Annotated in this window: 24 protein-coding genes; 10 read left to right on the forward strand and 14 right to left on the reverse strand. The window is 39.7% G+C overall.

Features of this window, described 5'->3' with window-relative positions; translation table 11 throughout:
- Positions 1–23: 23 nt before the first annotated feature.
- Positions 24–170: a hypothetical protein gene (locus tag ACFSW4_RS08055; protein WP_279401457.1), complete on the forward strand. Its 147-nt coding sequence runs from the start codon at positions 24–26 to the stop codon at positions 168–170.
- A 227-nt stretch (positions 171–397) separates the two neighbouring features.
- Here ACFSW4_RS08055 and ACFSW4_RS08060 read toward each other — a convergent pair whose 3' ends face one another.
- From ACFSW4_RS08060 to ACFSW4_RS08075, 4 genes are all read right to left on the reverse strand, one after another.
- Complete coding sequence (locus tag ACFSW4_RS08060; RefSeq protein ID WP_054752779.1) at positions 398–1,390, reverse strand: ABC transporter substrate-binding protein; 993 nt, start codon at positions 1,388–1,390, stop codon at positions 398–400.
- A 16-nt stretch (positions 1,391–1,406) separates the two neighbouring features.
- Positions 1,407–2,165, reverse strand: a complete 759-nt coding sequence (locus tag ACFSW4_RS08065) for an ABC transporter permease (protein WP_377328571.1) — start codon at positions 2,163–2,165, stop codon at positions 1,407–1,409.
- The gene (locus ACFSW4_RS08070) at positions 2,149–2,937 is read right to left on the reverse strand and encodes an ABC transporter ATP-binding protein (protein WP_377328573.1); all 789 of its coding nucleotides are present in this window, start codon (positions 2,935–2,937) and stop codon (positions 2,149–2,151) included. Before ACFSW4_RS08070 ends, ACFSW4_RS08065 begins: the two co-directional genes overlap by 17 nt.
- Before the next feature lie 109 nt (positions 2,938–3,046).
- Complete coding sequence (locus tag ACFSW4_RS08075) at positions 3,047–3,622, reverse strand: hypothetical protein (protein ID WP_054752781.1); 576 nt, start codon at positions 3,620–3,622, stop codon at positions 3,047–3,049.
- A 116-nt stretch (positions 3,623–3,738) separates the two neighbouring features.
- Between ACFSW4_RS08075 and ACFSW4_RS08080 the strand changes: the two genes are divergently transcribed.
- Complete coding sequence (locus ACFSW4_RS08080) at positions 3,739–4,497, forward strand: hypothetical protein (protein ID WP_054752783.1); 759 nt, start codon at positions 3,739–3,741, stop codon at positions 4,495–4,497.
- Positions 4,498–4,574: 77 nt separating this feature from the next.
- Here the strand turns inward: ACFSW4_RS08080 and ACFSW4_RS08085 are convergent, their stop codons facing one another.
- Both ACFSW4_RS08085 and ACFSW4_RS08090 read right to left on the reverse strand, forming a co-directional pair.
- Positions 4,575–4,742, reverse strand: coding sequence for a hypothetical protein (locus ACFSW4_RS08085; RefSeq protein WP_279401458.1), 168 nt, complete (start codon positions 4,740–4,742; stop codon positions 4,575–4,577).
- A gap of 487 nt (positions 4,743–5,229) precedes the next feature.
- Positions 5,230–7,008, reverse strand: coding sequence for a S9 family peptidase (locus ACFSW4_RS08090; protein WP_377328575.1), 1,779 nt, complete (start codon positions 7,006–7,008; stop codon positions 5,230–5,232).
- A 142-nt stretch (positions 7,009–7,150) separates the two neighbouring features.
- Here ACFSW4_RS08090 and ACFSW4_RS08095 point away from each other — a divergent pair, with 142 nt between their 5' ends.
- The 3 genes from ACFSW4_RS08095 to ACFSW4_RS08105 all read left to right on the forward strand — a co-directional run bounded on the left by ACFSW4_RS08095 (position 7,151) and on the right by ACFSW4_RS08105 (position 10,285).
- Positions 7,151–8,248, forward strand: a complete 1,098-nt coding sequence (locus ACFSW4_RS08095) for a PQQ-dependent sugar dehydrogenase (protein WP_377328577.1) — start codon at positions 7,151–7,153, stop codon at positions 8,246–8,248.
- 106 nt (positions 8,249–8,354) lie between these two features.
- Positions 8,355–9,506, forward strand: a complete 1,152-nt coding sequence (locus ACFSW4_RS08100; RefSeq protein WP_054752785.1) for a thiolase family protein — start codon at positions 8,355–8,357, stop codon at positions 9,504–9,506.
- Positions 9,507–9,517: 11 nt separating this feature from the next.
- Positions 9,518–10,285: a 3-hydroxyacyl-CoA dehydrogenase gene (locus ACFSW4_RS08105; RefSeq protein WP_054752786.1), complete on the forward strand. Its 768-nt coding sequence runs from the start codon at positions 9,518–9,520 to the stop codon at positions 10,283–10,285.
- 214 nt (positions 10,286–10,499) lie between these two features.
- Here ACFSW4_RS08105 and ACFSW4_RS08110 read toward each other — a convergent pair whose 3' ends face one another.
- The 4 genes from ACFSW4_RS08110 to ACFSW4_RS08125 all read right to left on the reverse strand — a co-directional run bounded on the left by ACFSW4_RS08110 (position 10,500) and on the right by ACFSW4_RS08125 (position 15,048).
- On the reverse strand, positions 10,500–12,107 hold the full coding sequence (locus ACFSW4_RS08110; protein ID WP_377328579.1) for a long-chain fatty acid--CoA ligase: 1,608 nt from the start codon (positions 12,105–12,107) through the stop codon (positions 10,500–10,502).
- A 53-nt stretch (positions 12,108–12,160) separates the two neighbouring features.
- Positions 12,161–13,228: a CaiB/BaiF CoA transferase family protein gene (locus ACFSW4_RS08115; protein ID WP_377328581.1), complete on the reverse strand. Its 1,068-nt coding sequence runs from the start codon at positions 13,226–13,228 to the stop codon at positions 12,161–12,163.
- 1 nt (position 13,229) lies between these two features.
- Positions 13,230–14,375, reverse strand: a complete 1,146-nt coding sequence (locus ACFSW4_RS08120) for an acyl-CoA dehydrogenase family protein (protein WP_377328583.1) — start codon at positions 14,373–14,375, stop codon at positions 13,230–13,232.
- A gap of 127 nt (positions 14,376–14,502) precedes the next feature.
- Entirely contained in the window at positions 14,503–15,048 is a 546-nt protein-coding gene (locus tag ACFSW4_RS08125) for a DUF4256 domain-containing protein (RefSeq protein WP_279401464.1), read from the reverse strand.
- A 140-nt stretch (positions 15,049–15,188) separates the two neighbouring features.
- Between ACFSW4_RS08125 and ACFSW4_RS08130 the strand changes: the two genes are divergently transcribed.
- Together ACFSW4_RS08130 and ACFSW4_RS08135 are read left to right on the forward strand one after the other, a co-directional pair.
- Positions 15,189–15,389 (forward strand): H-type small acid-soluble spore protein, encoded by a 201-nt coding sequence (locus tag ACFSW4_RS08130; protein WP_054752790.1) that lies wholly within the window; start codon positions 15,189–15,191, stop codon positions 15,387–15,389.
- A 62-nt stretch (positions 15,390–15,451) separates the two neighbouring features.
- Positions 15,452–15,634: an H-type small acid-soluble spore protein gene (locus tag ACFSW4_RS08135; RefSeq protein ID WP_377328585.1), complete on the forward strand. Its 183-nt coding sequence runs from the start codon at positions 15,452–15,454 to the stop codon at positions 15,632–15,634.
- A gap of 156 nt (positions 15,635–15,790) precedes the next feature.
- Here ACFSW4_RS08135 and ACFSW4_RS08140 read toward each other — a convergent pair whose 3' ends face one another.
- Together ACFSW4_RS08140 and rlmN are read right to left on the reverse strand one after the other, a co-directional pair.
- Positions 15,791–16,513 carry a hypothetical protein gene (locus ACFSW4_RS08140; protein WP_054752792.1) on the reverse strand — a complete coding sequence of 241 codons (723 nt, stop codon included), beginning with the start codon at positions 16,511–16,513 and terminating at the stop codon, positions 15,791–15,793.
- 101 nt (positions 16,514–16,614) lie between these two features.
- Positions 16,615–17,697, reverse strand: a complete 1,083-nt coding sequence (gene rlmN / locus ACFSW4_RS08145) for a 23S rRNA (adenine(2503)-C(2))-methyltransferase RlmN (RefSeq protein ID WP_377328587.1) — start codon at positions 17,695–17,697, stop codon at positions 16,615–16,617.
- 228 nt (positions 17,698–17,925) lie between these two features.
- Between rlmN and ACFSW4_RS08150 the strand changes: the two genes are divergently transcribed.
- On the forward strand, positions 17,926–18,303 hold the full coding sequence (locus tag ACFSW4_RS08150; protein ID WP_054752794.1) for a DoxX family protein: 378 nt from the start codon (positions 17,926–17,928) through the stop codon (positions 18,301–18,303).
- A 6-nt stretch (positions 18,304–18,309) separates the two neighbouring features.
- On the opposite strand, the gene ACFSW4_RS08155 is transcribed toward ACFSW4_RS08150, so the two are convergent.
- Positions 18,310–18,966, reverse strand: coding sequence for a hypothetical protein (locus ACFSW4_RS08155; protein ID WP_377328589.1), 657 nt, complete (start codon positions 18,964–18,966; stop codon positions 18,310–18,312).
- 160 nt (positions 18,967–19,126) lie between these two features.
- A complete protein-coding gene (locus tag ACFSW4_RS08160) occupies positions 19,127–20,293 on the reverse strand; it encodes a TraB/GumN family protein (protein WP_377328591.1) in 1,167 nt (388 codons plus the stop codon).
- Positions 20,294–20,466: 173 nt separating this feature from the next.
- On the opposite strand from ACFSW4_RS08160, the gene ACFSW4_RS08165 reads away from it, so the two are divergent.
- Both ACFSW4_RS08165 and ACFSW4_RS08170 read left to right on the forward strand, forming a co-directional pair.
- Complete coding sequence (locus tag ACFSW4_RS08165) at positions 20,467–22,062, forward strand: glycoside hydrolase family 13 protein (protein WP_377328593.1); 1,596 nt, start codon at positions 20,467–20,469, stop codon at positions 22,060–22,062.
- A 12-nt stretch (positions 22,063–22,074) separates the two neighbouring features.
- Entirely contained in the window at positions 22,075–22,932 is an 858-nt protein-coding gene (locus ACFSW4_RS08170) for an ROK family protein (protein WP_377328595.1), read from the forward strand.
- The last annotated feature ends 34 nt before the right edge of the window (positions 22,933–22,966 follow it).

Consider the following 22,966-nt stretch of genomic DNA (forward strand, 5'->3'; position numbering starts at 1 on the left):
ATAGTATATTAGGAGGTGAAATAATGAATACATGTGAAAGTTGTCAAAGTTCGTTGTCTGGTAGCGACTTAACTCTTCCTTGGGAAGACGGAGATAATGCTTATGCATACGTAACATGCCGACACTGTGGACATGAGAATATTAAAGAAGGTTTTGGTGAAGATGATTAAAATTCTACATTGTCTATAACTCTAAACTGTTAAAATGTTTTTATTAACGAAGCGTTTCCAATGAATTATGTTTATCAAGAAATAAGTTTCTTAAAATATTATCCATACAAAAAGTACCATAGAACAGTAGTCTATGGTACAGATTTTATACTTTCTTAATCTTTTAAAAAGAAATGCCCTCCCTTTCCGCAGGCGACAGCTGGAGTTTGAGGCGTTTCTTTTTTTATTTATTCTATAAAACTCTTATCAACTAAATTTGTTAAATCTGGTTTTTCGTCTAAGAATCCTAAGTCATGTGAAGAGTTTGCGAAATCTTGAAGTACTTCTCCATTGACTTCATACGTGAATGTGATACGCTCCCATGCACGGTCAATGACCTCACGAGATAACTCTTGGTCTGTAATTTCTTTGATCTTATCTATTGCAATCGTTTTTGATTCATCTGGATTGTTTTGAATAAACTCTGTCGCTTTCTTGTGTGCATCTACAATGCTTTGAACTAGTTCAGGATCATTTTCTATTAACTCATTAGATGTTACGAAAACAGCTGCTGGTAAGGTTTCACCATATGCAACATCAGGTGTATCAATTAACACTTCACCCGTTCCCTGTTCCTCAATAAATGATGCCCAAGGTTCTGGAACAGTAGCCGCATCGACATTCCCCGTTTTAAACATGCTAGAATAAGTAGCTGGTTTACCTGTTACGTGCTTCATCTCACCACCAACACGGTCAGATGTCATTCCATATTCACCTTTCATTAATGCTTCAAACTGAACATCATGTGTACAACCAACACGTGGTGAAATAAATGTTTTTCCTGCTAAGTCTTCCGGAGATTCAATCCCAGCATCTGGGCGTGCCATGATGACAGTACCACCTGTTGATCCAGCGGCAACGACACTTACTTTAGCCCCGCTTGTAAAATGATTCATTGCAGGTCCTGGCCCTACAAGTCCTGCCTCAATATCTCCCGTTTCAAGAGCTGTCATAAACGCTGATCCGTCAGGAAAATATTGATATTTCACTTCAGTACCATCAGGTAACGTCTCTGAATATAAATTCTTCTCTTCAGCCACCATGCCGGCTACGTGGTTAATGTTTGGAAAATAGCCAATAGTGACGGTATCATTCGAACCATTTTCAGCACTGGAACTACCGCATGCAGCTAATACCACACCCACTAGTAATACCATGCCTAACGTTAATATTTTTTTCATTTATAAAAACTCCTTTTTATGATTTTAAAAGTCCCCAACGTTTTAGGACATTTTTCTCTAATTTAGAAAAGACTAATTGATCCACTAATGCACCGATGACACCAATAATGATAATAATTCCAATGACTTGATCCATTTTGGCAAAATCAGATGCGAATTGTAACGAGTAACCAAGTCCTGGCCCATTACTTAATAATTCCCCTGCCATCAGAGCTCTCCAGCTGAATGCCCAAGCGAGTCTGATTCCAGTCATGTAATACGGGATACTTGCTGGGACTTCAACTCGGTAGAATAATTCTGGTCCTTTTGTTCCCATAGTTCTTGCAGCCCTTACTAGCTGCGGTGGTACGTTATGAATAGCAGACCTGACGTTTAGGGCCATCACAAATGTTCCGCCGAGCACAACAACGAAAATAACCGCAAATTCAGTAAAACCAAATAACATTAAGGATAACGGGACCCATACGATACTCGGAATACTTTGAAGGGCGATTAAATACATTCCCGCTGTTTCATCAGCTTGACGTGATTTCCCAAGCAATACCCCAAGCAAAGTCCCTATGATTAGTGCGAGTGACATCCCTATGATTAAGTGTTTAAAACTTGCTCCTAATGCGACTAGTAAACTCCCATCCATAAATCCATCATAAAGTGATTGAAAGACTTTAAAAGGTCCAGGTAAAACAACTTCTGGAAATACCTTTAAGGATACAATAGCTTGCCAGATACCAACGACGACAACTAAAAATGATATACGTTTAATGGCTAATTTCATGATCTAACTCTTCCTTCAACACTTTGTTAATTTCATCTTTAAGCAGTTCCATTACCTGGTTTTCAAGCTCAATCACTTGGGCATCATCACGCTTTCTTGGCCTTGGGAGATCGACTTTAAAATCTGCGATTACTCTGCCAGGGCGCGTACCCATAACGACCACTCGGTCTGATAGCTTAATAGCTTCCTGAATACTATGAGTGACAAACAAAATGGTCTTTTTCGTTTCAAGCCAAATTTTGGTCAGCTCATCATGCATAATGTGGCGCGTTTGTTCATCAAGTGCCCCAAATGGTTCATCCATAAGTAAAACTTTGGGATCCATCGCTAGCGCTCTTGCGATAGCAACACGCTGCTGCATTCCACCAGAAAGTTCATACGTATAATGGTTTTTAAACTTACTTAAATGCACCATTTTAAGGAAATGATTCACGCGCTCCTCTGCTTCTTTTTTTGACAAAAGTTTTTTAATCGGATACATCACATTCTCTTTAACATTTAACCATGGAAACAAGGAAGGCTCCTGAAAGACCATTCCACGGTCTGGGCCTGGCCTTTTGATCTCACTACCTTCTAGAATGATCGCACCTTCAGATATATCTTCTAGACCTGCGATCATCGATAATAGGGTTGATTTACCACAACCGGAAGGGCCCAAAATGGATACGAACTGATTTTCTTCAATAGATAATTTTATATTGGAAAACACTTCGAAACTTCCTTGTTCTTGATCTTTAAATGTTTTACCAACTTGATCTATGTTTAAGAACATCTTTTCACCTAATTTCTAATAATTCCTATAAAATTACTTGGTTTTAGTTACAGTATTAAATTATACAACCGAGACAAGAAATGTGTCAACTTTTTGATTAGTTGGGCAGTCAGCAAATAAAAAAGCCTAGCGTTGAGCTAGACTTTTTTGTCACTTTAAATTGGACTTGAGTTTCGATATTATATTTTTGTTCATTGTAATTAAAGTCAGCATAACCGTATACTTCATAGAACCCTTTTGGAAAGTCGCCATCCATAACCTCTTGGATGAATTCCTTAAATGCACTGGAATCCTGACCAGAAAAACCACCAGAACCATTATATTCCTCTCGTAGTGGCTCTCCCTTTTTCAAAACAGTTGATAACAACGGTTCATTCATTCCATAACCAATTTCATATTCTCTCGTTAGTTCTTTCATTGGGAAGAAAAACGGTGAAGCCGCATGGGTGATTTTAACTTGTGCTTGATCGCCAACATACTCAAGCTCCGCATAAATCTTCACTTCTGAACCGTCTTCATACGCTGCTTTTTCAGTTACTAAACGGTAGATGAAATCGTCTTCTTGAACTTCGCTCTCAGTTCCTATTACCTCGCGCTCGTTCAATTTTCCATCTGAAGGGTCTGTTGATGCCCCGCAGGCTGTGAGCATCACTGCAATCCCAAGTAAAACTAATAACTTTTTCATCCCATCACCTCTATAAACTTAGACGATAACTTAAAAAAATTGTTACAAATGATGCACTTTTTTGGGTGAATACCTATATCTTGTAATATACGACTATGAAGATGAGGTGTTTTAAAATGGGAAACCCAATTGTAACTGGGACCAGCACGAATAATACGGTTTCGGTTAATATTGATTTGTTTCGCTACCCTGTCCGTTACATTAAAGTTTACTTAGGGGGAGATTTGGTCGGCACATTCCACCCTATTTCTGATTTCCATTTAAGAAATCCTGATCATAAACCCGTTAAAGTTGCGCTTATTTTTGCGGATGGTGATAAACATGAAACAGTTATTTTGGGAGGTAAAAAAAGGCAACAAATTCATCGACAAAACTTTCTGCCGGGAGATATCCTGATAGCATCTGACAACTTTGGTGACTTCCCTCCACCTGGGTACATGGGACACTCTGCTCTAGTTCTTAATAATCGAGAAATTATAGAAGCAACAACGTCGATGCCGCAAATTAGGCAATCTACCATTCGTGAATTCGTTGATATTCACCCGAAGTATATGCACTTACGTTGTCTTGACCAAAATGTCGCCAATGAGGCTGTGGCTTTTGCTTATGAATACTTACAAATGTACCATAACAATTTACAAAAAGGCACGGATGTCCCAACGTTTTCATTAACTCCACTTGTTCCACTTGATGACCCATATAATTCGATTTATTGTTCAAAACTTGTATGGCTATGTTATTACTACGGAGCTGGTGTTGACTTAAATAATGATTACTTCCTTTTCTCCCCGGAAGACTTATCGACGTTAGAAAACAGTGAGTACTTTAATGTTATTTTTAAGCATCCGGAGTTTGAGTTTAAACTCAATTCATAATTAGACTTCCCCGGACACAGGGGGATTTTCATGTATTAAAAAGGGCTCTGCCACTATTGGCGAGCCCTTTGATCGTATTAACGATGACTTACTTCTACTTCCATGTCTAATCCATTTGTTGCTTCATCTATAGTTTGAAGGGTTGATTTCTTTCTCTTGAAGAACGAAATAACCTTATCTGCTGCGTATAGTACTAGGAAGGTTAGGAAGACTGTTAAAGATACTAAGATAAGAGATGTTTCCATTACCCTCATCCCCCTTCACTCAAATTTTGTTGTTTATTATGATTTACATGTATATAATACCAAATTTTTCGGTAATTGCAACCTTAACGATTAATTTCTTTAATAAATTTGTGTATTCTCCCATATAGATTCAAATACTCCATATTTAAAATCACTTTAAAGTTATAAAGGATTGAATTTTCTAAAAGTTTTAAAACTGGTTCTCCAGGGGATTGCTAGATTATTTACCTTGTCATTTCCCGGGAAATTTTGTCGAATGATTAAATGATTGAATTACATTATTCTTTGCATTGGAGGCAGAAGAGTTTTTAGGACATTAGAAACCATTTATGGGACATTGGTGATTAATGTGAGGAATCGAACTTTGTCGAATAGGGGTATTCGTCCTTGATTATAAGACATTTAAGACGTATTATAGGACATTTCAGTTAAAATATGAGACATTCGGACATAAAAAAACCAGCCCCTATTAAGGAGCTGGGTCGTTTTATACGTATTGTTCAAAAAATTCGAGCACTCGTTCATAGACTTTAATTTCATTTTCCTTTTTCGAAAAACCGTGTCCTTCATCATCTAATACAAGGTATTCAACCTTGGTGCCTTGTTTTTGTAATGCTTCAACAATTTGATCTGACTCAGCCTTCACAACACGCGGATCTTTAGCGCCTTGTATGACCAGCATTGGCTTAGTCATGGAGTCTAAATAAGTAATCGGCGAGTCTTCAGTGAACTTCTCTTTATCTTTTTCAGGGTCTCCTACCCATTGCTTCATCATTGGCTTCCAGTGTTCTGGAACCGTCTCAACGAAACTAAATAAGTTACTGACGCCGAATATATCAACAACTGCTTTAAAGTATTCAGCGTGCCTACCATGAAGAAGGAGTGCCATATAACCGCCATAGCTTCCTCCCATAAGAAGAATTTTATCTCGATCAGCATAGCCTTTCTTAATTAACCATTCTAAACCTTCAACATTATCAAGGCGTGGTCCGTAACCCCAGTCTCCTTCAATGACTTTCGTAAATTTAAGACCGTAACCGGTTGAGCCCCTGAAGTTTGGTGTAAAGATGCTATAGCCCTGGTAAATTAAGAACTGAAATAACGCTCTAAATGTCTGTCGTTCAGCTGCTTGTGGTCCTCCGTGAGGCCAAAGAATCACATGACCATTATCGTTTTCAGGTTTTGCCTTGAAGAACATCGCTTCAATTTCTGTTCCATCAAATGATGGATACGTGACGACTTCTGGTTCCACCATTTCTTCCTTCGCAACTCCAGGAACACCATAGTTCGTTAAGTTTTCCCACTTTCCATTCGTAAACTTATAGATGTTGGTAGGAACCGTAGCTGATACACCCATGAGATACAAGTTGCCAGATTCAGCAATCTTCATCTGCATGACAACACTGACTGGGAGGATGAGTTCTTCCAATGTGCCGTTACCTAAATCAAAGCGATATAACGTATCTTTGACACCTTTTGAACCACCAATATATAGTGAATTAGTCGACTCATCATATTTAACATCTGTTAGTGAAATGCCATCAAGTTCTTTAACTTTTGAAAACTCTTTTGTTTCAAGGTCGAATTTTGCGAGATACGAAAAATCAGCATTATAAGTTGTGGTGAAGTAAATTTCTGATTCAGATGCATAGGCGAGCCCACTAAATGTATGCTGTTCATCTGTTTCTGGAGTTAAACGCATATGCTCCCCATCTTTGTATACAAAAGCTAACTGGGAAGTATTCGCAAACATTTTCATGTAAGTAAAACTCGTCTCTTCAGGGCTTAACTTAGCGAAATATGTTGGCGCTCCGTCACCTTCTAACACCACTTCTTCTGTATCATTTTCTATATCATACTTATACGTCTTTAAAAATGTCTGGTCTTCTTTGTTAGAGGTATAGTAAATCGTTTTCCCGTCATTAGATAATGACGGCATCATATGACGGTTGCCTTCAGATATCCTAACAGGCTTTAATTCTCCGCCCTTGGTTGGGATGGCGTAAAGCTGAGTATTTTCATCACCATCTTGGTCAGATTCTATCAAAATAAAACGACCTTCTGAATCATATTGAATGGACCCTGTGCTCTGGTTATGAAACGTTAATGGATATGGAAATGTGTTAGGTAGATCCATTGCCCATAAATTATATTTTCCATTTAAGTTTGTAGATAAAACAAGCTGTGATTCATCTGGACTTACACTAAATGACTGAATGCCATACGTTTGAAAAAATTGTTTTACATCTGGTTTGTTAAATTTCATATTATTGAAACCTCCCTTTTAGTCTCTTCTTAAACTTATTCGACATAGAGTCTCAAAATCCTACGGCAATCGAAATGTTTTCGCAGGTGTTTTTATTAGGAAAAATAAGGTAAAATATGGACTAAGAATGGAGGTCTTTGAGTTGAAGAAAATCGTAGGCTTTAGTTTAATGTTAGTTATAATTATCGGTTGTACAACCGACACCTCAGAGGAGCCACTAGAGACCACTAATGAACCTGAAACAGAACATTCGCTTGAGGAAAAAGAAAGCATTGAGCTTGAAGAAAATGTGACGACACTTGCTGAAAAGCTGACAATCCCTTGGTCGATTGCAAAATATGAAGACTCGTTTTATGTGACTGAACGAGGCGGAAAGCTTTTGAGAATTAGTGAGAACGGCCAAATCACCAATCAGGAGCTTAATTTAGAGAGAGAGATTCTACATTATGGTGAGGGCGGACTACTTGGGCTTTTATTACATCCTAATTTTGCCGAGAATAATCATGCTTACATTTATCACACCTATCAGGAAGGGGACCAAATTTTTAATCGAGTCGTTTTGATAGAGAATGACGGTGAAAGCTGGCAAGAAGTAGAAGTGTTAATCGACCAGATTCCGGGAGCACGTTTTCATAATGGCGGGAGAATTGAGTTAGGTCCTGACCGTAAGCTATATATCACAACCGGTGATGCAACGGAGCGCAAGCTTGCTCAAGACCAATCAAGTCTTGCAGGTAAAATATTGCGAATGGATCTTGATGGAACAATCCCTGAAGACAATCCATTTAATGATTCGTATGTTTATTCGTATGGTCATCGTAACCCCCAAGGCATCACATGGGGTGATGATGGCACGATGTATAGTACTGAACACGGTAATAGTGCTCATGATGAGATCAATATCATTGAGCCTGGCAAAAACTACGGATGGCCAGTAATTGAAGGCGATCAAAACGCTGATGATATGAGTCCTCCCCTTTATCATACGGGTAACACAACCTGGGCACCATCTGGAATTGCATACCACAATGGAAAAGTGTATATCGCGGCACTACGGGGATCTCAGATTATTGCCTTCGATACCGAAACGAAGAAACCTACTACCTTTTATGAAAATAGCGGTCGTATGCGAGATATTTGGATCGAGGATGGTTACCTTTATACCATTACAAGTAATCGAGATGGGCGTGGGAACCCAGATCAGACAGATGATCAACTGATTAGAATTAAATTAGAATAGTAAAGTACTCGTGAATAAGCGAGTACTTTTTTGTTTTTGTTTTGTCAGATAATTATAAATTTTTGTTATAATATAGGTAAGTATACATAGAGAGGGGAATGACATCATGCGTGAAGTTGTAATTGTTGAAGCCGTCCGGACACCAGTCGGACGAAGGAACGGAGTATTAAGTGGAGTCAGACCAGATGATTTAGCTGCTCTTACGCTCAAAGAGTTGGTCGATCGAGCGGGAGTTGACCCTGCGATGATTGAAGATGTCATCATGGGCTGTGTTTCACAAGTTGGTGAGCAGGCTTTTGATATCGGGAGAATGGCAGCGTTAATCGCAGGTTACCCAATTGAAGTTCCAGGAACGACGATTGATCGTCAGTGCGGATCTAGTCAGCAAGCCGTTCACTTTGCGTCCCAAGCTATTTTAAGTGGTGACATGGACGTTGTGGTCGCAGCCGGTGTTGAAAATATGTCTCGTGTTCCGATGTTTTCTAATATGCAAGGTACAGACCTTAGCCCTAAGCTAACTGAAAAATATGAAATGATTAACCAAGGATTATCAGCAGAGCGCATTGCTGAAAAGTGGGGTTTTTCTCGTGAACAGTTAGATGAGTTTTCACATGAGAGTCATCAGAAAGCAATAAAGGCTCAGCGTGAAGGTCGGTTTGACCAAGAAGTCTTTCCAGTAGAAGTCACAGTGGAAAACGGAGTTACGCACACGGTTACACTCGATGAAGGGCCAAGACCGGAGACAACACCTGAGAAGTTAGGTGAGCTTAAGACCGTCTTTAAAGAAGATGGGGTCATCACGGCAGGTAATGCGAGTCAGATTAGTGATGGATCTGCAGCATTGTTACTGATGACTCGAGAAAAAGCAGATGAACTTGGGCTTAAGCCTCGTTTTAGAGTTTTAGCTCGTTCTGTGGTTGGCTCGGATCCATCGATGATGTTAACAGGTCCTATACCAGCTACTGAAAAAGTTTTAAAAAAGGCTGGCCTTAAAATTGACGATATTGATTTATTCGAAGTCAATGAAGCTTTTGCTTCTGTGCCATTAGCATGGTTAAAAGAAACAGGCGCTGATCAATCAAAGTTAAACGTAAACGGCGGAGCAATTGCTCTAGGTCATCCGCTTGGCGCTAGCGGTGCAAAGTTAATGACCACACTCGTTCATGAGCTCGAACGTACAGGTGATCGTTATGGCTTACAAACCATGTGCGAAGGTCACGGTATGGCCAATGCAACCATCATCGAGCGCTTGGATTAGGAGGATATTTTATGGAACTGAAAGATCAAGTCGCTTTGGTTACTGGTGGTGCCTCTGGTTTGGGGGAAGCAACTGTACGACAGTTAGTCACTAAAGGTGCCAAAGTTGTGGTCGCGGACCTTCAAAAGGATAAAGAAAACATGTTATCAGAGGAGCTAGGGGAAGAACTAGTTAAGTTTGTCAAAACCGATGTGACTGATGAGTCAAGTGTCAAAGAGGCTTTAGAGGTTGCGAAGGGAATGGGAAATCTCCGAGTTGTTGTCAATTGCGCTGGAATTGGCGCTGCTATGAAAACGGTAGGCAGTAAAGGCATTCATGACCTAGCTACTTTCCAGAAGGTCATTCAAGTTAATCTTGTTGGAACGTTTAATGTAATTAGACTCGCTGCAAATGTTATGAAACATTTGGATGCCAACGATGGCGATGAGCGCGGTATTATTGTAAACACCGCTTCAGTTGCGGCCTATGAAGGTCAGATTGGGCAAGCGGCTTATAGCGCATCCAAAGGTGGGATTGTGGGAATGACGCTACCAATAGCGCGTGATTTATCACCATACGGTATTCGGGTCATGACCATCGCACCGGGATTATTTGATACACCTCTTTTCGAATCGCTTCCGGATAAAGCTAGAGAAGCACTTGGAGCTATGATACCTTTCCCGTCTCGGTTAGGTTACCCTTCTGAGTATGGAAAGCTTGCGATTAGCATTATCGAAAACCCAATGCTTAATGGTGAAGTTATTCGACTTGACGGGGCGATTCGAATGCAGCCGAAGTAATAAAATGAAGGGAACTCGCTTATTGCGAGTTCCCTCTTTTTGAATCTTAACCACTTGTCTATGGGCGTTAATCCGAATGCTATGGGTGTTAGTCATTTTTTATAAACGGAAACCCTCATTTTATGAACGGGTCTTTCGTTTTTATGAACGGTTATTCGATTTTTATAAACGTAACTTACCATATTATGAACGGCTCTTTAACTACCGCTCACCTCTACACCAAATGCTCTTGAAGTTTCTCACGTAATGCATTCTTCTGGAACTTGCCAACCGATGTTTTTGGTAGTTCCTCCATAAAGATGATATCATCCGGAATCCACCATTTCGCAAACTGTGGTTTCAAGAACTCCATAAGCTCTGCCTTATCGACTACCGCACCTGGCTTAAGAACAACGGCTGCAACAGGACGCTCCTGCCACTCTGGATGAGGTACACCGACAACAGCCGCTTCAAAGACAGCATCGTGTGCCATAAGGGCATTTTCTAAATCAATGGTTGAAATCCATTCTCCCCCGCTCTTTACCAGATCTTTCGTACGGTCTGTAATCTTAATCGTTCCTTCTTCATCGATGGTGACAATGTCACCTGTATGAAGCCAACCATCTTTAAAAGCCTCATCAGTCCGATCATCTTTATAATACTCATCTGCAATCCAAGGTCCACGAACGAGAAGTTCACCCATATCTTGACCATTCCATTCAATATCACCATCGTCGTTTACTGCCTTAATTTCAAGACCTGGCACGACACATCCTTGTTTAGCCCGTATCTGAAGTTTTTCTTCTGTCGGTAAGTCTTCCTGATAACTTTTAAGTCGCGACAACGTCACCAGTGGTGTTGTTTCAGTCATTCCATAAGCATGGACAAATGGAATGTTATGTTTCTCTTCAAATGCCCTGATCATACCCATTGGCGCAGCTGATCCTCCGCAAAGGACGGCACGCAGCGAGCTCATATCATATCGCTCTGCATTCGCATCTAATTCTTTAAGTAAACCAAGCCAAATAGTTGGGACGCCAGCTGTAATCGTAACATTTTCAGAGGTGATGAGTTCTGCTAATAGTTCTGGTGTGAATGATGGTCCTGGCATCACTTGAGTTGTTCCAAACCAAGTTGAGGCAAAAGGTAATCCCCATGCATTAACGTGGAACATCGGGACGACAGCCATACACACATCCGCCTCTGATAAACCACCAGAATCCGCTAACCCCATCGCTAAACTGTGAAGTGTAATCCCGCGGTGAGAGTACACGACACCTTTTGGTTTACCAGTTGTAGCTGACGTAAAACACATCCCTGCAGGTGTGTTTTCATCTATGTCTTTTACAAACTCAAAATGCGGGCTAGCTTCAAGTAATAAATCTTCATATGAATAAATCGGGCTTAAGGGCGTGTCAGGTAGCTCTTCATCTGTCATGATGATAAAAGCCTTTACAGTTGGAATGTGATCTTTAATGGCTTCTAAGAGGGGTAGAAACATCGGGTCAACTAATAATACTTTATCTTCAGCATGATTGATAATGTGTGTGATATGTTCTGCTGATAATCGGATGTTGATCGTGTGTAAGACGGCACCCATCCCAGGAATGGCGAAGTAAGCTTCTAAGTGGCGATGGTCATTCCAAGCAAGTGTGGCGACTTTATCGCCTCGTTCTACTCCTAAGTTTTCTAGTGCACTAGCTAAACGTCTTGTCCGTTCTCCGATTTCTTTGTACGTCAATCTGTGAATTCCAGAATGAGTGCGTGAGATCACCTCTTTTTTAGGGAAAAGCTTCTCAGCCCTCTCCATCATTTGACTAATGAGTAATTTACCTTCCATCATATGGACCCTCTCCTTTAATAGTTTATATCACTCGCCGGTATTGACGAGGTTGTTCACACTTTTGGGTCTTGACTTAAGAGGTCAGCATGCTCATTTAATTTCGCTATACGATTACTTTTAGTTAAACTATGGTGACTTGTTTGAACAAATGATTGCCCATCAAGTATATGGACTAAATCACGATCATTAACATAATCATCTTTTAAGACTTCACTAATCTCTAATACAGGAAACAGACAACAGTCATATTGCTTACCGATTTTAATCCAGTCTTGAAAGTCTCTAGCACGAAACAGCCTCTCAATATCTGCATGAATTTCTGGTCGTTTTAATTGATTCGGAAAATCATTTAACCACTGCTTTTCACCTACAGCTTGGCAAACGCTCCAAAACTTATACTCTAAAGCTCCAAGGACCATAAAACGCCCATCTTTTGTTTCATAAATCCTGTAATTAGCATACGAGCCATTTAGCACTGGTATTCCAGACTCAACTCCGGCTATGGATGATAACATCGCATGATTACCCATCATAGAAAAAATGGCGTCAGTCATGGCAAGATCAATATAACTTCCTTCTCCTGTTCGTTCTCTTTTGAAAAGAGCAGACAAAATCGCTTCACTTGCTACCATTCCTCCAATTAAGTCGGCTACAGTCTGAGTCGGCATAACAGGACGCCCACTTTCATCTTTAAATTGACTTAGAAAACCGCTCATCGCAACATAATTTAAATCGTGACTACCTTGGTGAGAGTATGGACTGTTTTGGCCAAAACCAGTAAGCGACAGGTAGATGATATCAGGGTTGATGTCTTTCACCTCTTCGTAACCTAGACCTAATCTGTCCATTACACCTGGTCTGAAGCTTTCCACTACGACATCGGTGTCTTTTAACAGATTATAAACCTTAGAACGACCTTCATCACTTTTAAGATCAATGGCTATACTTTTCTTCCCACGGTTATTCGCAGCAAATAAGGCACCGTCAGCCATTTGCCTGGCTGGGTCGCCATTGGGTGCTTCTACTTTTATTACTTCTGCACCTCGATCCACTAATCTTAATGTCGCAAAAGGTCCTGGTAAATACTGCGAAAAGTCTAATACTCGAATTCCTTCTAGCATGTTATAACCCCATATTCTTAGCGATAATATTTTTCATAATGTCATTGGTACCTGCATAGATCGATGATACTGGTATGTCTCTATAACGCCTTGCGATTTCGTATTCCTCCATATAACCATAGCCACCATGAAGCTGCATGCATGTTGTGGCTACTCTTCTTGCCATGTCTGTAATCCACCATTTCGCCATAGATACCTCAGTGACAACGCTTTCATTTTTCATATGCCTTTCGATCACATCATCTAAAAATGAACGGCCTACACTAATTTCTGTCGCCATTTCGGCCACTTTATGCTGAACCGTTTGGATCTTAGAAATCGGTTTTCCAAACGCTTTTCGTTCTGTCACGTAATCCTTCGTCACCTCAAGCATCTCTTCAGCTGAGACTTGGGCGCTAATGGCGACCGTTAAGCGTTCTTGCTGAAGTTGGTCCATTAAATAATAAAAACCGCTTCCATCATCACCTAGTAAGTTCTCTTTAGGCACTTTCACATCTTCAAAAAATAATTCAGCTGTATCTTGTGAATGAAGTCCAACTTTATCTAACTTACGCCCTCTAGAAAATCCGGGCATGTCTTTTTCAACTACAAATAGACTAATGCCTTTATGCGCAGGTTCTGCCTTAAGGTCAGTTTTAGCTACAACAATAATTAAATCGGCATGTATCCCATTTGTGATAAACGTTTTCTGACCATTTAGCACATAATGATCTCCTTGCTTCATAGCAGTAGTTTTAATCCCTGCTAAATCAGAACCGGCATCAGGTTCCGTCATGGCAATCGCTGTCACATATTCCCCCGTTACGCATTTGGGGATCCAGCGGTTTTTCTGTTTGTCCGATCCATACGTCTCAAAGTATGGTACGACGATATCATTATGTAATCCAAAGCCGACCATTCCCGAGCCGACACGTTCGATCTCTTCGTTAAAAACTACTGAGTAGCCAAAATCTGCATTTAGCCCTCCATAAGCCTCATCGACCCAAGGACATAAAAAGCCATTCTCACCCATTTTAGTCCATAAGTCACGTGGAATTAACCGATTCTCTTCCCACTTATCGAAATATGGACGTACCTCTTGATCTAGAAATTTTTTCAGTGAATCTCGATATAACCTATGATCTTGGTTTAAATACCTTGCTGTCATCCTTTTACTCCTTTATTATTTTAAATTTCTTAATATTAAGATATCATAGTGCGAATGACTGGTAAAGAGGGAGGAATGTCGAAAAAAAGAAAAGCAATGGATCGAATAAAATCCATTGCTTTTCTTATTAAATTCTTAACGAACCGCGAAATCCTCTACTCTTATAATATGACTCTGCTCCATTATGATATGTGAATACTCTTCCGTATCTGCGGTCACCAAATAGAGCCCCGCCAAGCTGCCTGACATCAGAAGGTGTATCAATCCAACTAGACGTTTTTAAATCAAACTCATCAAGTTCTTGCAGGTAGCGATACTCCTCTTCACTTAGTAACTTGATTCCCATTTCTTCTGCTAGTTCACATGCACTGTGATCGGGTTTATGCTTCTTCCTAGACTCAAGTGCAGCTTGATCATAGCAAACACTTCTGCGTCCTTTTGGGCTTTCTTTTGAACAATCTGCAAAAATGTACTCATCTGACTGATCATCGTACCTAATCACATCAGGTTCACCATCCGTTTGTTCCATTTGTTTTAAGGAATGTAGATGATCAGGGTTGTCCCTAAGTTTTTCTTCAATTTCCTTCCACTTGAGATTTTTATGACGATGCATGTTGGCTTCAAAGCGTTCTTTTAAAATTTCTAAAAGATTTTCATACTCTTCACTTGGCAATTTAAATCTCTCCCTTATTAGGTTTTGCTTTATTTTAACATAAGAATTAGCAAGGCTTTACCAAGTATATTTTCATTCAGTAAGACAAAAATATAAGTACGAAACCATTCATTTATAATACGTTACCTTGGAGGTTTCATATGGACATTCAACTATTACAACAACTCGTTGATTCACCATCATTAGTCACCATTAAGTATCATGGAATACCAGTGTATATAGATAGCATTGATGAAGAAAAAGGTACTGCACAAGTTTTCCCATTAGATGACATGGACCATGTTCAAGAGGTTGATATCGATGGGTTATATGAAGATGATCCGGTTCACTTATTCTTTTAAAAACTTCGTTAATGAGCGTCTAATAACGCTTTTCATATAAACCTAAACGAAGGAGGTTTGAAATGGACCGTCTGCGTGCTGAAGAAATCGCAAGCTCCCCAAAGGTTTGTAATGTGCAATACAATGGTAAGCGAGTTTTTATCCAACATGTTGAAGAAGCTCATGATGTTGCACGTGTTTATTATCTCGATGATCCGACAAATGAATTCGAGGTACAGTTAACTAACATTCGCGAAAAAAGATAAACCCGATTGCGCGACTTGGCGCAACCGGGTTTATCCCTTTTATGAGACATTTAATTCGCATATTCGGACTCGAAATTTGTCGAAAGTGGGCATTCGACAAATTTTATGAGACATTAAGAGACGTTTTTGAGACATTAAGCTCAAAATATGAGACATTTATTCGTCTTCTTTCTTCTTTGTGACCATAAATGTCATCGGGTGTTCCTTGCCGTTCATAAGGTGCTGGATATAGTTCGATGTCATATGGTATTGATCTTCAATCTTCTCTGCCAAATGGTGACTGCGTTCATAAATGATTGATCTAAAATTCGTTAATTGTTGATGCATTTTCTCAATTAAAGCTTCCTGGTTTTCAATTTTCTTTGCCATTTCCTGCTGTTTAAGTTCATGGTTTGAAATCTGCTCAGAGATTTTATGCTGAACGTCCATCATCTCATTAAGCTGTAATAACAATTCATCACTTGTATCATCTTGTTTGGTTAATTCATCAATAATATTTTGATTGGATTTATGAATACTTTTAAGCTCTTTTATCAACTGTTCTTTCGCAAATTCTTCTTGTTTCATCCAATCCTCCACTTTCGTTTGTTTTTGATCATACGATGACAAACGCATCAAAGTTTGATGTCTGAACTGATCGTGTGATTGGTGGCGGTTTTCTAAGCTTTTTATCTGATTCAAAATATATTCCTGAGTGTTTTGCTGTCTGTTGTAAAGTTGATTTAATGCATTGTAAGATCGGGTTAAATGTCGATTAACTTTTTGCTGCTCTTTAACAAATTCACTGATACGATCCACCACAACTTGTTCTTGGTTAGGAGCTTGAACAGGCTGCTTTGACCTATAGATATTTGAATCATTATTCATAAAAATCGTCAAGTGATCACTTCCTTTAACTCCTGCTTCTATAACATATGCAAACGCACAAAAAAAGAGTGCCTGTCTTAAGGGCAATTGCCTCAGACAAGCACTCTAATTATTTATGATGCACTAACTTTCTTCTTCTTTTTCGCTTTTTCAATTTGTTTACTTCTAAGTTGTCCGCAAGCAGCATCAATGTCACTACCTTGTTCCACGCGTACACCACAGTTAATATTGTTCTCAAGTAGTGTTTCATAGAACTTCAATATATTTTGCTTACGACTCCGTTCATATGGGTGGTCCGCAACTGGATTATACGGAATTAAGTTGACGTAAGATAAGTGACGTTTATCTTTTAATAATTCGACAAGCTGTTTCGCTTCCTCGACATGATCATTGACGTCATCTAATAAAATATATTCAAACGTAATTCTGCGATTCGTTTTCTCTAAATAATAATCAATTGCCGGCATCAGTTTCTCAAGCGGATACGCTCGATTGATTTTCATAATGCGTGTACGCAGCTCATTATTTGGTGCGTGAATGGATAGAGCTAAGTTGACTTGCATGTTCTCATCTGCAAATTGATATATCTTATCAGCTAAGCCACTTGTTGAAACCGTGATGTGGCGTGCACCGATCGATAAGCCTTTCTGATCATTGACAATACGTAAGAAATCCAGCGTATTATCGTAGTTATCAAAAGGCTCACCAATACCCATAACAACAATGTGGCTCACACGCTCATCCTTACCTTGTGCATCTAAATGATGTTGGACATTCATAATCTGCTCAACGATTTCACCACTTGTTAAATCACGATTTTTACGTAAAATCCCACTTGCACAGAATGAACAACCAATATTACAACCTACCTGAGTGGTCACACAAACTGACAGACCATAATCAAAGCGCATTAACACGGTCTCGATATAGTTGCCATCTTGTAGTTCGAATAGAAACTTAATCGTTCCGTCTTTCGATTCTTGTTTAACCGCTTCATCTAGCGTTTGAACAACATAATGGTCTTCTAAAAGCTGTATGGTATCTTTATTAACATTTTTCATATCTGAAAATGATTTCACACGTTTACGGTAAAGCCAATCCCACACTTGGTCTGCGCGGAAACGCTTTTGACCATTTTCAACGAGCCAATCTTTCAATTGATCATAAGTTAATCCATAAATGGATTCTTTACGCATTGAAAAAAACCTTCCTTTGAATAAGACAAAGATCTTATTAATTTTACCCTCTACCTATACTACTCAATGTTATACGTTCTGACAAGTTGAAAGGTCTTCCAATCACGAGGTTTTCTAAAAAATTAATCATAAAGTCATGCTTGTCTTATTTTTTCATATAAATGAACTAAGTACGTTTGCAGACAAGCTATGCTCTGCATTCGCAAACCGAGTTAAGGAGGGATCTAAATGGTAAAAATAACGACTACACAACTTGTACGTTACTTAGTCGGCTTTGTATTTATCGTTTCCAGTTTAATGAAAGTGGTGGGCAGTGGTTTAGGCGCCTATTTTACGAACCTAGGTTTTCCATCACCAATCACATTCATGTACATCGTAGCTGCGACTGAGATTGTGTTTGGTTTATTAATCATCTTAAACCGTTATGTTAAGCTTTCGACCATACCACTTATGGTTGTTGTTATTGGTGCGCTTGTTGTCACTAAGCTGCCGATGTTACATGAGGGACTGATCAACACGTTATTCCACGCACGTTTAGATATCGTAATGCTTGGCCTTTTATTTTTACTTTATCATCAGTATGACGGTAAGTTATTTAGGCCATAGCCTACCCTACCATACGTCATAAACATAACCTTGTTTGGTCTTCTTACCAACCTTTTTTTCTGTAACTTGTTGGGTGCTTGGATTATATTGATACTTCAACCACCCAACATACCATCCATTTTTAGCGGCTTGTTGCTCTTCCCATAAATTAACGCCGCTCATCCATTCACCAGTTTGATCACCGGGAGGGTTTCCTTGTTTCGGGAAACTTGACCCGTTAGCTGCAATGATGGTACTTCTCGTTAACTTCGCTAACTCTTCAGGAAACTCACTGGATGCAACTCTGCAGCCTGTAAAAATTATCGTACTACCTTCGCAAAACTTCACTTGACCTGTTTGAATCAGCTTTGCTAAGTCACTTAGATATCTCGCATCTTGATGGTCGTATAAACGTTGGTTTAGGTAAAACCCATTAATGTCAGGACCACCAATTTTTACGCCACCTCGGTTTCCATTAGGATCAAACGGCCAAGCATGTGAAAAGATAATGAGTTTTTCGATGCAATCTTGCCCATGATTCGAAAACTCAACTAAATGTTCCAACAGATTCTTACCTGAATTCCACTGCCTTGCATTTTCCCTTCCCACTGAGTTAATCGCCCACGACTGAAACGCTACCTCATCTCTACCTGTTGCAGCTAACGCTAATTTCCTTCGCGCCATTACATTCACCTACTTTTAATTGTGTTATTACTTATATATGCGAATGATGTTGGGCTGTTGAATTAGAGCCTAGCTATGTACTAGCAAGTTTTTGAAATTTACCCAAGTTTCTCTCAACCAATAAAAAAGAGCAGCCTAGACGGCTACTCTCGAGTGATGTTTATAAATTTTCCAAGAAAACTCGAATGACGTCCGCCCCACCGATAAACGTACCGACTGAGCTTCCGATATTCGCCATGACGACAATTAATAAAATTCGTGTTACTTTATTGCGCCAAAATCCTTTAACGGTATGAACATCTTCTGATAATTTTTCAAAATCCGCTACGCTCGGCTTTCTAACCATGGCTTGCGCAAAGCCTGCAAACCAACCCGCTGCGAGCAAGGGATTTAGTGAACTAATCGGAGCTACGACAAAGGCGGTTAAGATCGCAATTGGATGCCCCATCGCGATAGCTACACCAATCGCTGATAAAGAGCCGTTCCACAGCACCCAGGAAATCGCTTGGTACGTTCCTGCTGAAGGATTAGTGATAAACGTGTAGACAATCACAGACAAAATCAGCAGCGGTATTGCCCAGCCGATAATTTTTGGCGTTTTCGATTTTGGTGGTACTTTCGTAAGCTTTTTCAAATCATGCTCACGATAAATTTCCTTCGTAACTCCCGGAACATGAGCGGCACCTAGTACTGCTACGACTTTGTCACCTTTTGCGCTACGGATCTTCTGTGCCAAATATTGGTCGCGTTCGTCAATTAATGGCGTTTTCAATTGTGGAAATGACTCGCTAAACTCTTGTAACACCGAATCTAACATATCTTGAGACTTCATACGTTCTAGATCTTCTTCAGATAAGTCGTCATCACTAAAAATACCGTAGACAATACTCATTAGAAGCTTTAATTTACCCATGAAGCCTAGGTTGCGCCAAATACGCGAGAAAGTAATTTGGATATTTCGGTCGGCTAAGACTAAGTTAGCTCCATGCTCTTCAGCAGAGTCAATCCCTTGAATCATTTCTTGCCCAGGGTTAATCCCAAACTGTTTAGCCATCCTGCTTTGGAATGATGAGATCATCATATTCATCAAAAGCATTGTTGCTTTCTTTTCCTTAATAACCTTAAATATGTCCATATTTTTCCACTTGTTGCCTTCTTTAATGGATTGATAACGTTGTGCATCTAACTCCACGCATATGGAGTCTGGCTGCTCTGCATCAATCACTTCTTTTACTTGCTCAGCGCTTTGTTTTGATACGTGCGCTGTTCCAATTAATATAATTTCTTTACCATCTAATTCAAGACGTGTAATGTTTTCTTCTGACATAAAATAGACCCTCTTAACCTAGAATTTATATCCATATAAAGTTAGTTTATCATTAATTCGGGGTGAACAACTCATTTTTTATTAACTTTTTAATGACATCCTTATATATTATGCAAAAATTCAAATAGGATCCTTCTTATTTATGATAAAATAACGTCAAAAGGAGGAATTCAATGTCGGATTGGTGGAAAATGGCTTGTGTCTATCAAATCTATCCAAGGAGCTTCATGGACTCCGATGGTGATGGGATTGGTGACATTCAAGGGATTATACAAAAATTAGATTACCTGAAAACCTTAGGCATTGACATCATTTGGCTGAGCCCAATTTATGATTCTCCAAATGATGATAATGGATATGATATACGAAATTACTACAAAATCATGCAAGAGTTTGGAACGATGGAAGACTTTAATTATCTGTTAAATGAAATACATAAAAGAGGCCTCAAACTTATGATGGACCTCGTTGTTAATCATACTTCTGACGAACATGAGTGGTTCCAGAAATATGAAGACTTTTATTATTGGCGCGAAAAACCAAATAACTGGAAGTCTGTTTTTAGTGGCCCTGCCTGGGAATATGATGAAGAACGCAGGCAGTATTACTTACATATCTTTTCTAAAAAACAACCTGATTTAAACTGGGAAAACCCGAAATTACGTCAGAGTGTATACGAGATGATGCGCTGGTGGTTAGATAAAGGCGTCGATGGATTTCGGATGGATGTGATTAACTTTATTTCAAAAGACCCTGCCTTACCAGATGGACCGGACGGTGATGGAAGTCCTTACTTTATGAACGGACCTAGAATTCATGAGTTTTTACGTGAGATGAATCAAGAAGTGCTATCAAACTATGATTGTATCACGGTTGGCGAGATGCCTGGTGCATCCCCAGAAGACGCGAAAACTTACACAAACCCTGAGAATCGTGAATTAAATATGATTTTCACCTTTGAACATATGGATTTAGATGGTGGTCCGAACGGTAAATGGGATTTAAAGAAGCTTAACCTAGTTGACCTTAAGGAGAACCTAGAAAAGTGGCAGCATGCGCTACACCAAGTCGGTTGGAACAGTTTATATTGGAATAATCACGATCAACCTAGAATCGTCTCTCGTTTTGGTGATGATGGGGACTACCGAGTTGAATCAGCTAAAATGCTAGCCACTTGCCTACATATGATGCAGGGTACGCCTTATATTTATCAAGGTGAAGAGATTGGTATGACAAACGTTGCCTTTAAGTCGCTTGAAAAATATCAAGATATCGAAACACTTAATATGTACAAAGAAAAGATCGCTGAAGGCTGGAGCCATGATCAAATTATGAAAGCCATTCACACCAAAGGCAGGGACAATGCCAGAACACCTATGCAATGGTCTAATGAGGAGAATGGCGGGTTTACAACGGGAGATCCGTGGATTGATGTGAATCCTAATTATGAGAAGATTAATGCTAACGAGGCTTTACAGGATTCTAATTCTATTTTCTATTATTATCAATCACTTATTGACTTACGAAAACGTTACAACATCATCACAAAGGGCGACTTCAAGCTCATTCATCGCGAGCATCCTGATGTATTCGCATATGAACGTTCGAGTGAAGGTGAGAAACTCGTTGTTTACTGTAACTTCAGTGAAAATGTGCATACGTTTGCATTACCTGATGGTGAGATTTTAATTCATAATTACGACCAGCTTGAAAGTTGCGAACAACTTAACTTGAGACCATGGGAAGCAGTTGTTTTTTATCAAACATAAGGAGGAACAGTGATGAAAGTAATTGGTGTGGATATAGGCGGCACTAAAATTCGTATGGGTGTGTTAGATAGCGATATGACCATTTATAAAGACTACAAAGTGCCGACAAGCTTTCCACTTTATGATTTACTAGAAAAAGAGATTTTATCCATTATAGAAGAATTTCCAGATGTTGAAGCAATCGGCATAGGAACGCATGGTTTTGTCGATTCGAATAAAGGTAGAATCGTCTTTGCGTCAGATCTCCTTCCAGGATGGACAGGCACTGAGGTGAAAGCGCAACTTGAAAAGGCAACAAATAGACGCGTTGAAATTGATAATGACGCGAACGTTGCGGCGTTAGCTGAGGCAAAGATTGGTGCTGCAAAAAAATATAATCGTACTGTTTGCTTAACACTTGGTACAGGTCTTGGTGGCGGAGTAATTATCGATGACTTTGTATTATCGGGAGGTCCTAATGGCGGGGCTGCCGAGTTAGGACATATGACCCTTTTTCCTGGCGGGGCTCCATGTCCATGCGGGCGCAAAGGATGTTTTGAACAATATGTTTCTGGCACAGCCTTACGCAGGCGTATAGAAGAAGCAGGCCTTCCGTACAAGCCAGAGGAACTTTTTACAGCTGAGGACCCAAAAGCCAAACAAGTTATTAAAGAGTTCACCTATGATTTAGCTGTTGTCATCAGCTCTCTGCAAGCTGCTTTTGATATGGAAGTTGTTGTTATTGGAGGGGGCGTCTCCGAGGCGGCTGATTATTGGTTCGACGATCTTCAGGAGCAGCTAAAGCCTATGCTATTAAACCCTATAGATGTCAAAGTTGCTGAGCTAAAAAACGAAGCAGGCATGTACGGCGCGGCGCAGTTAGTATTATAAAAAATAAGTCCTACGACATGTAGGACTTATTTTT

This window comes from Piscibacillus salipiscarius (assembly GCF_042685285.1).
Classification (GTDB): Bacteria; Bacillota; Bacilli; order Bacillales; family Alkalibacillaceae; genus Piscibacillus; species Piscibacillus salipiscarius.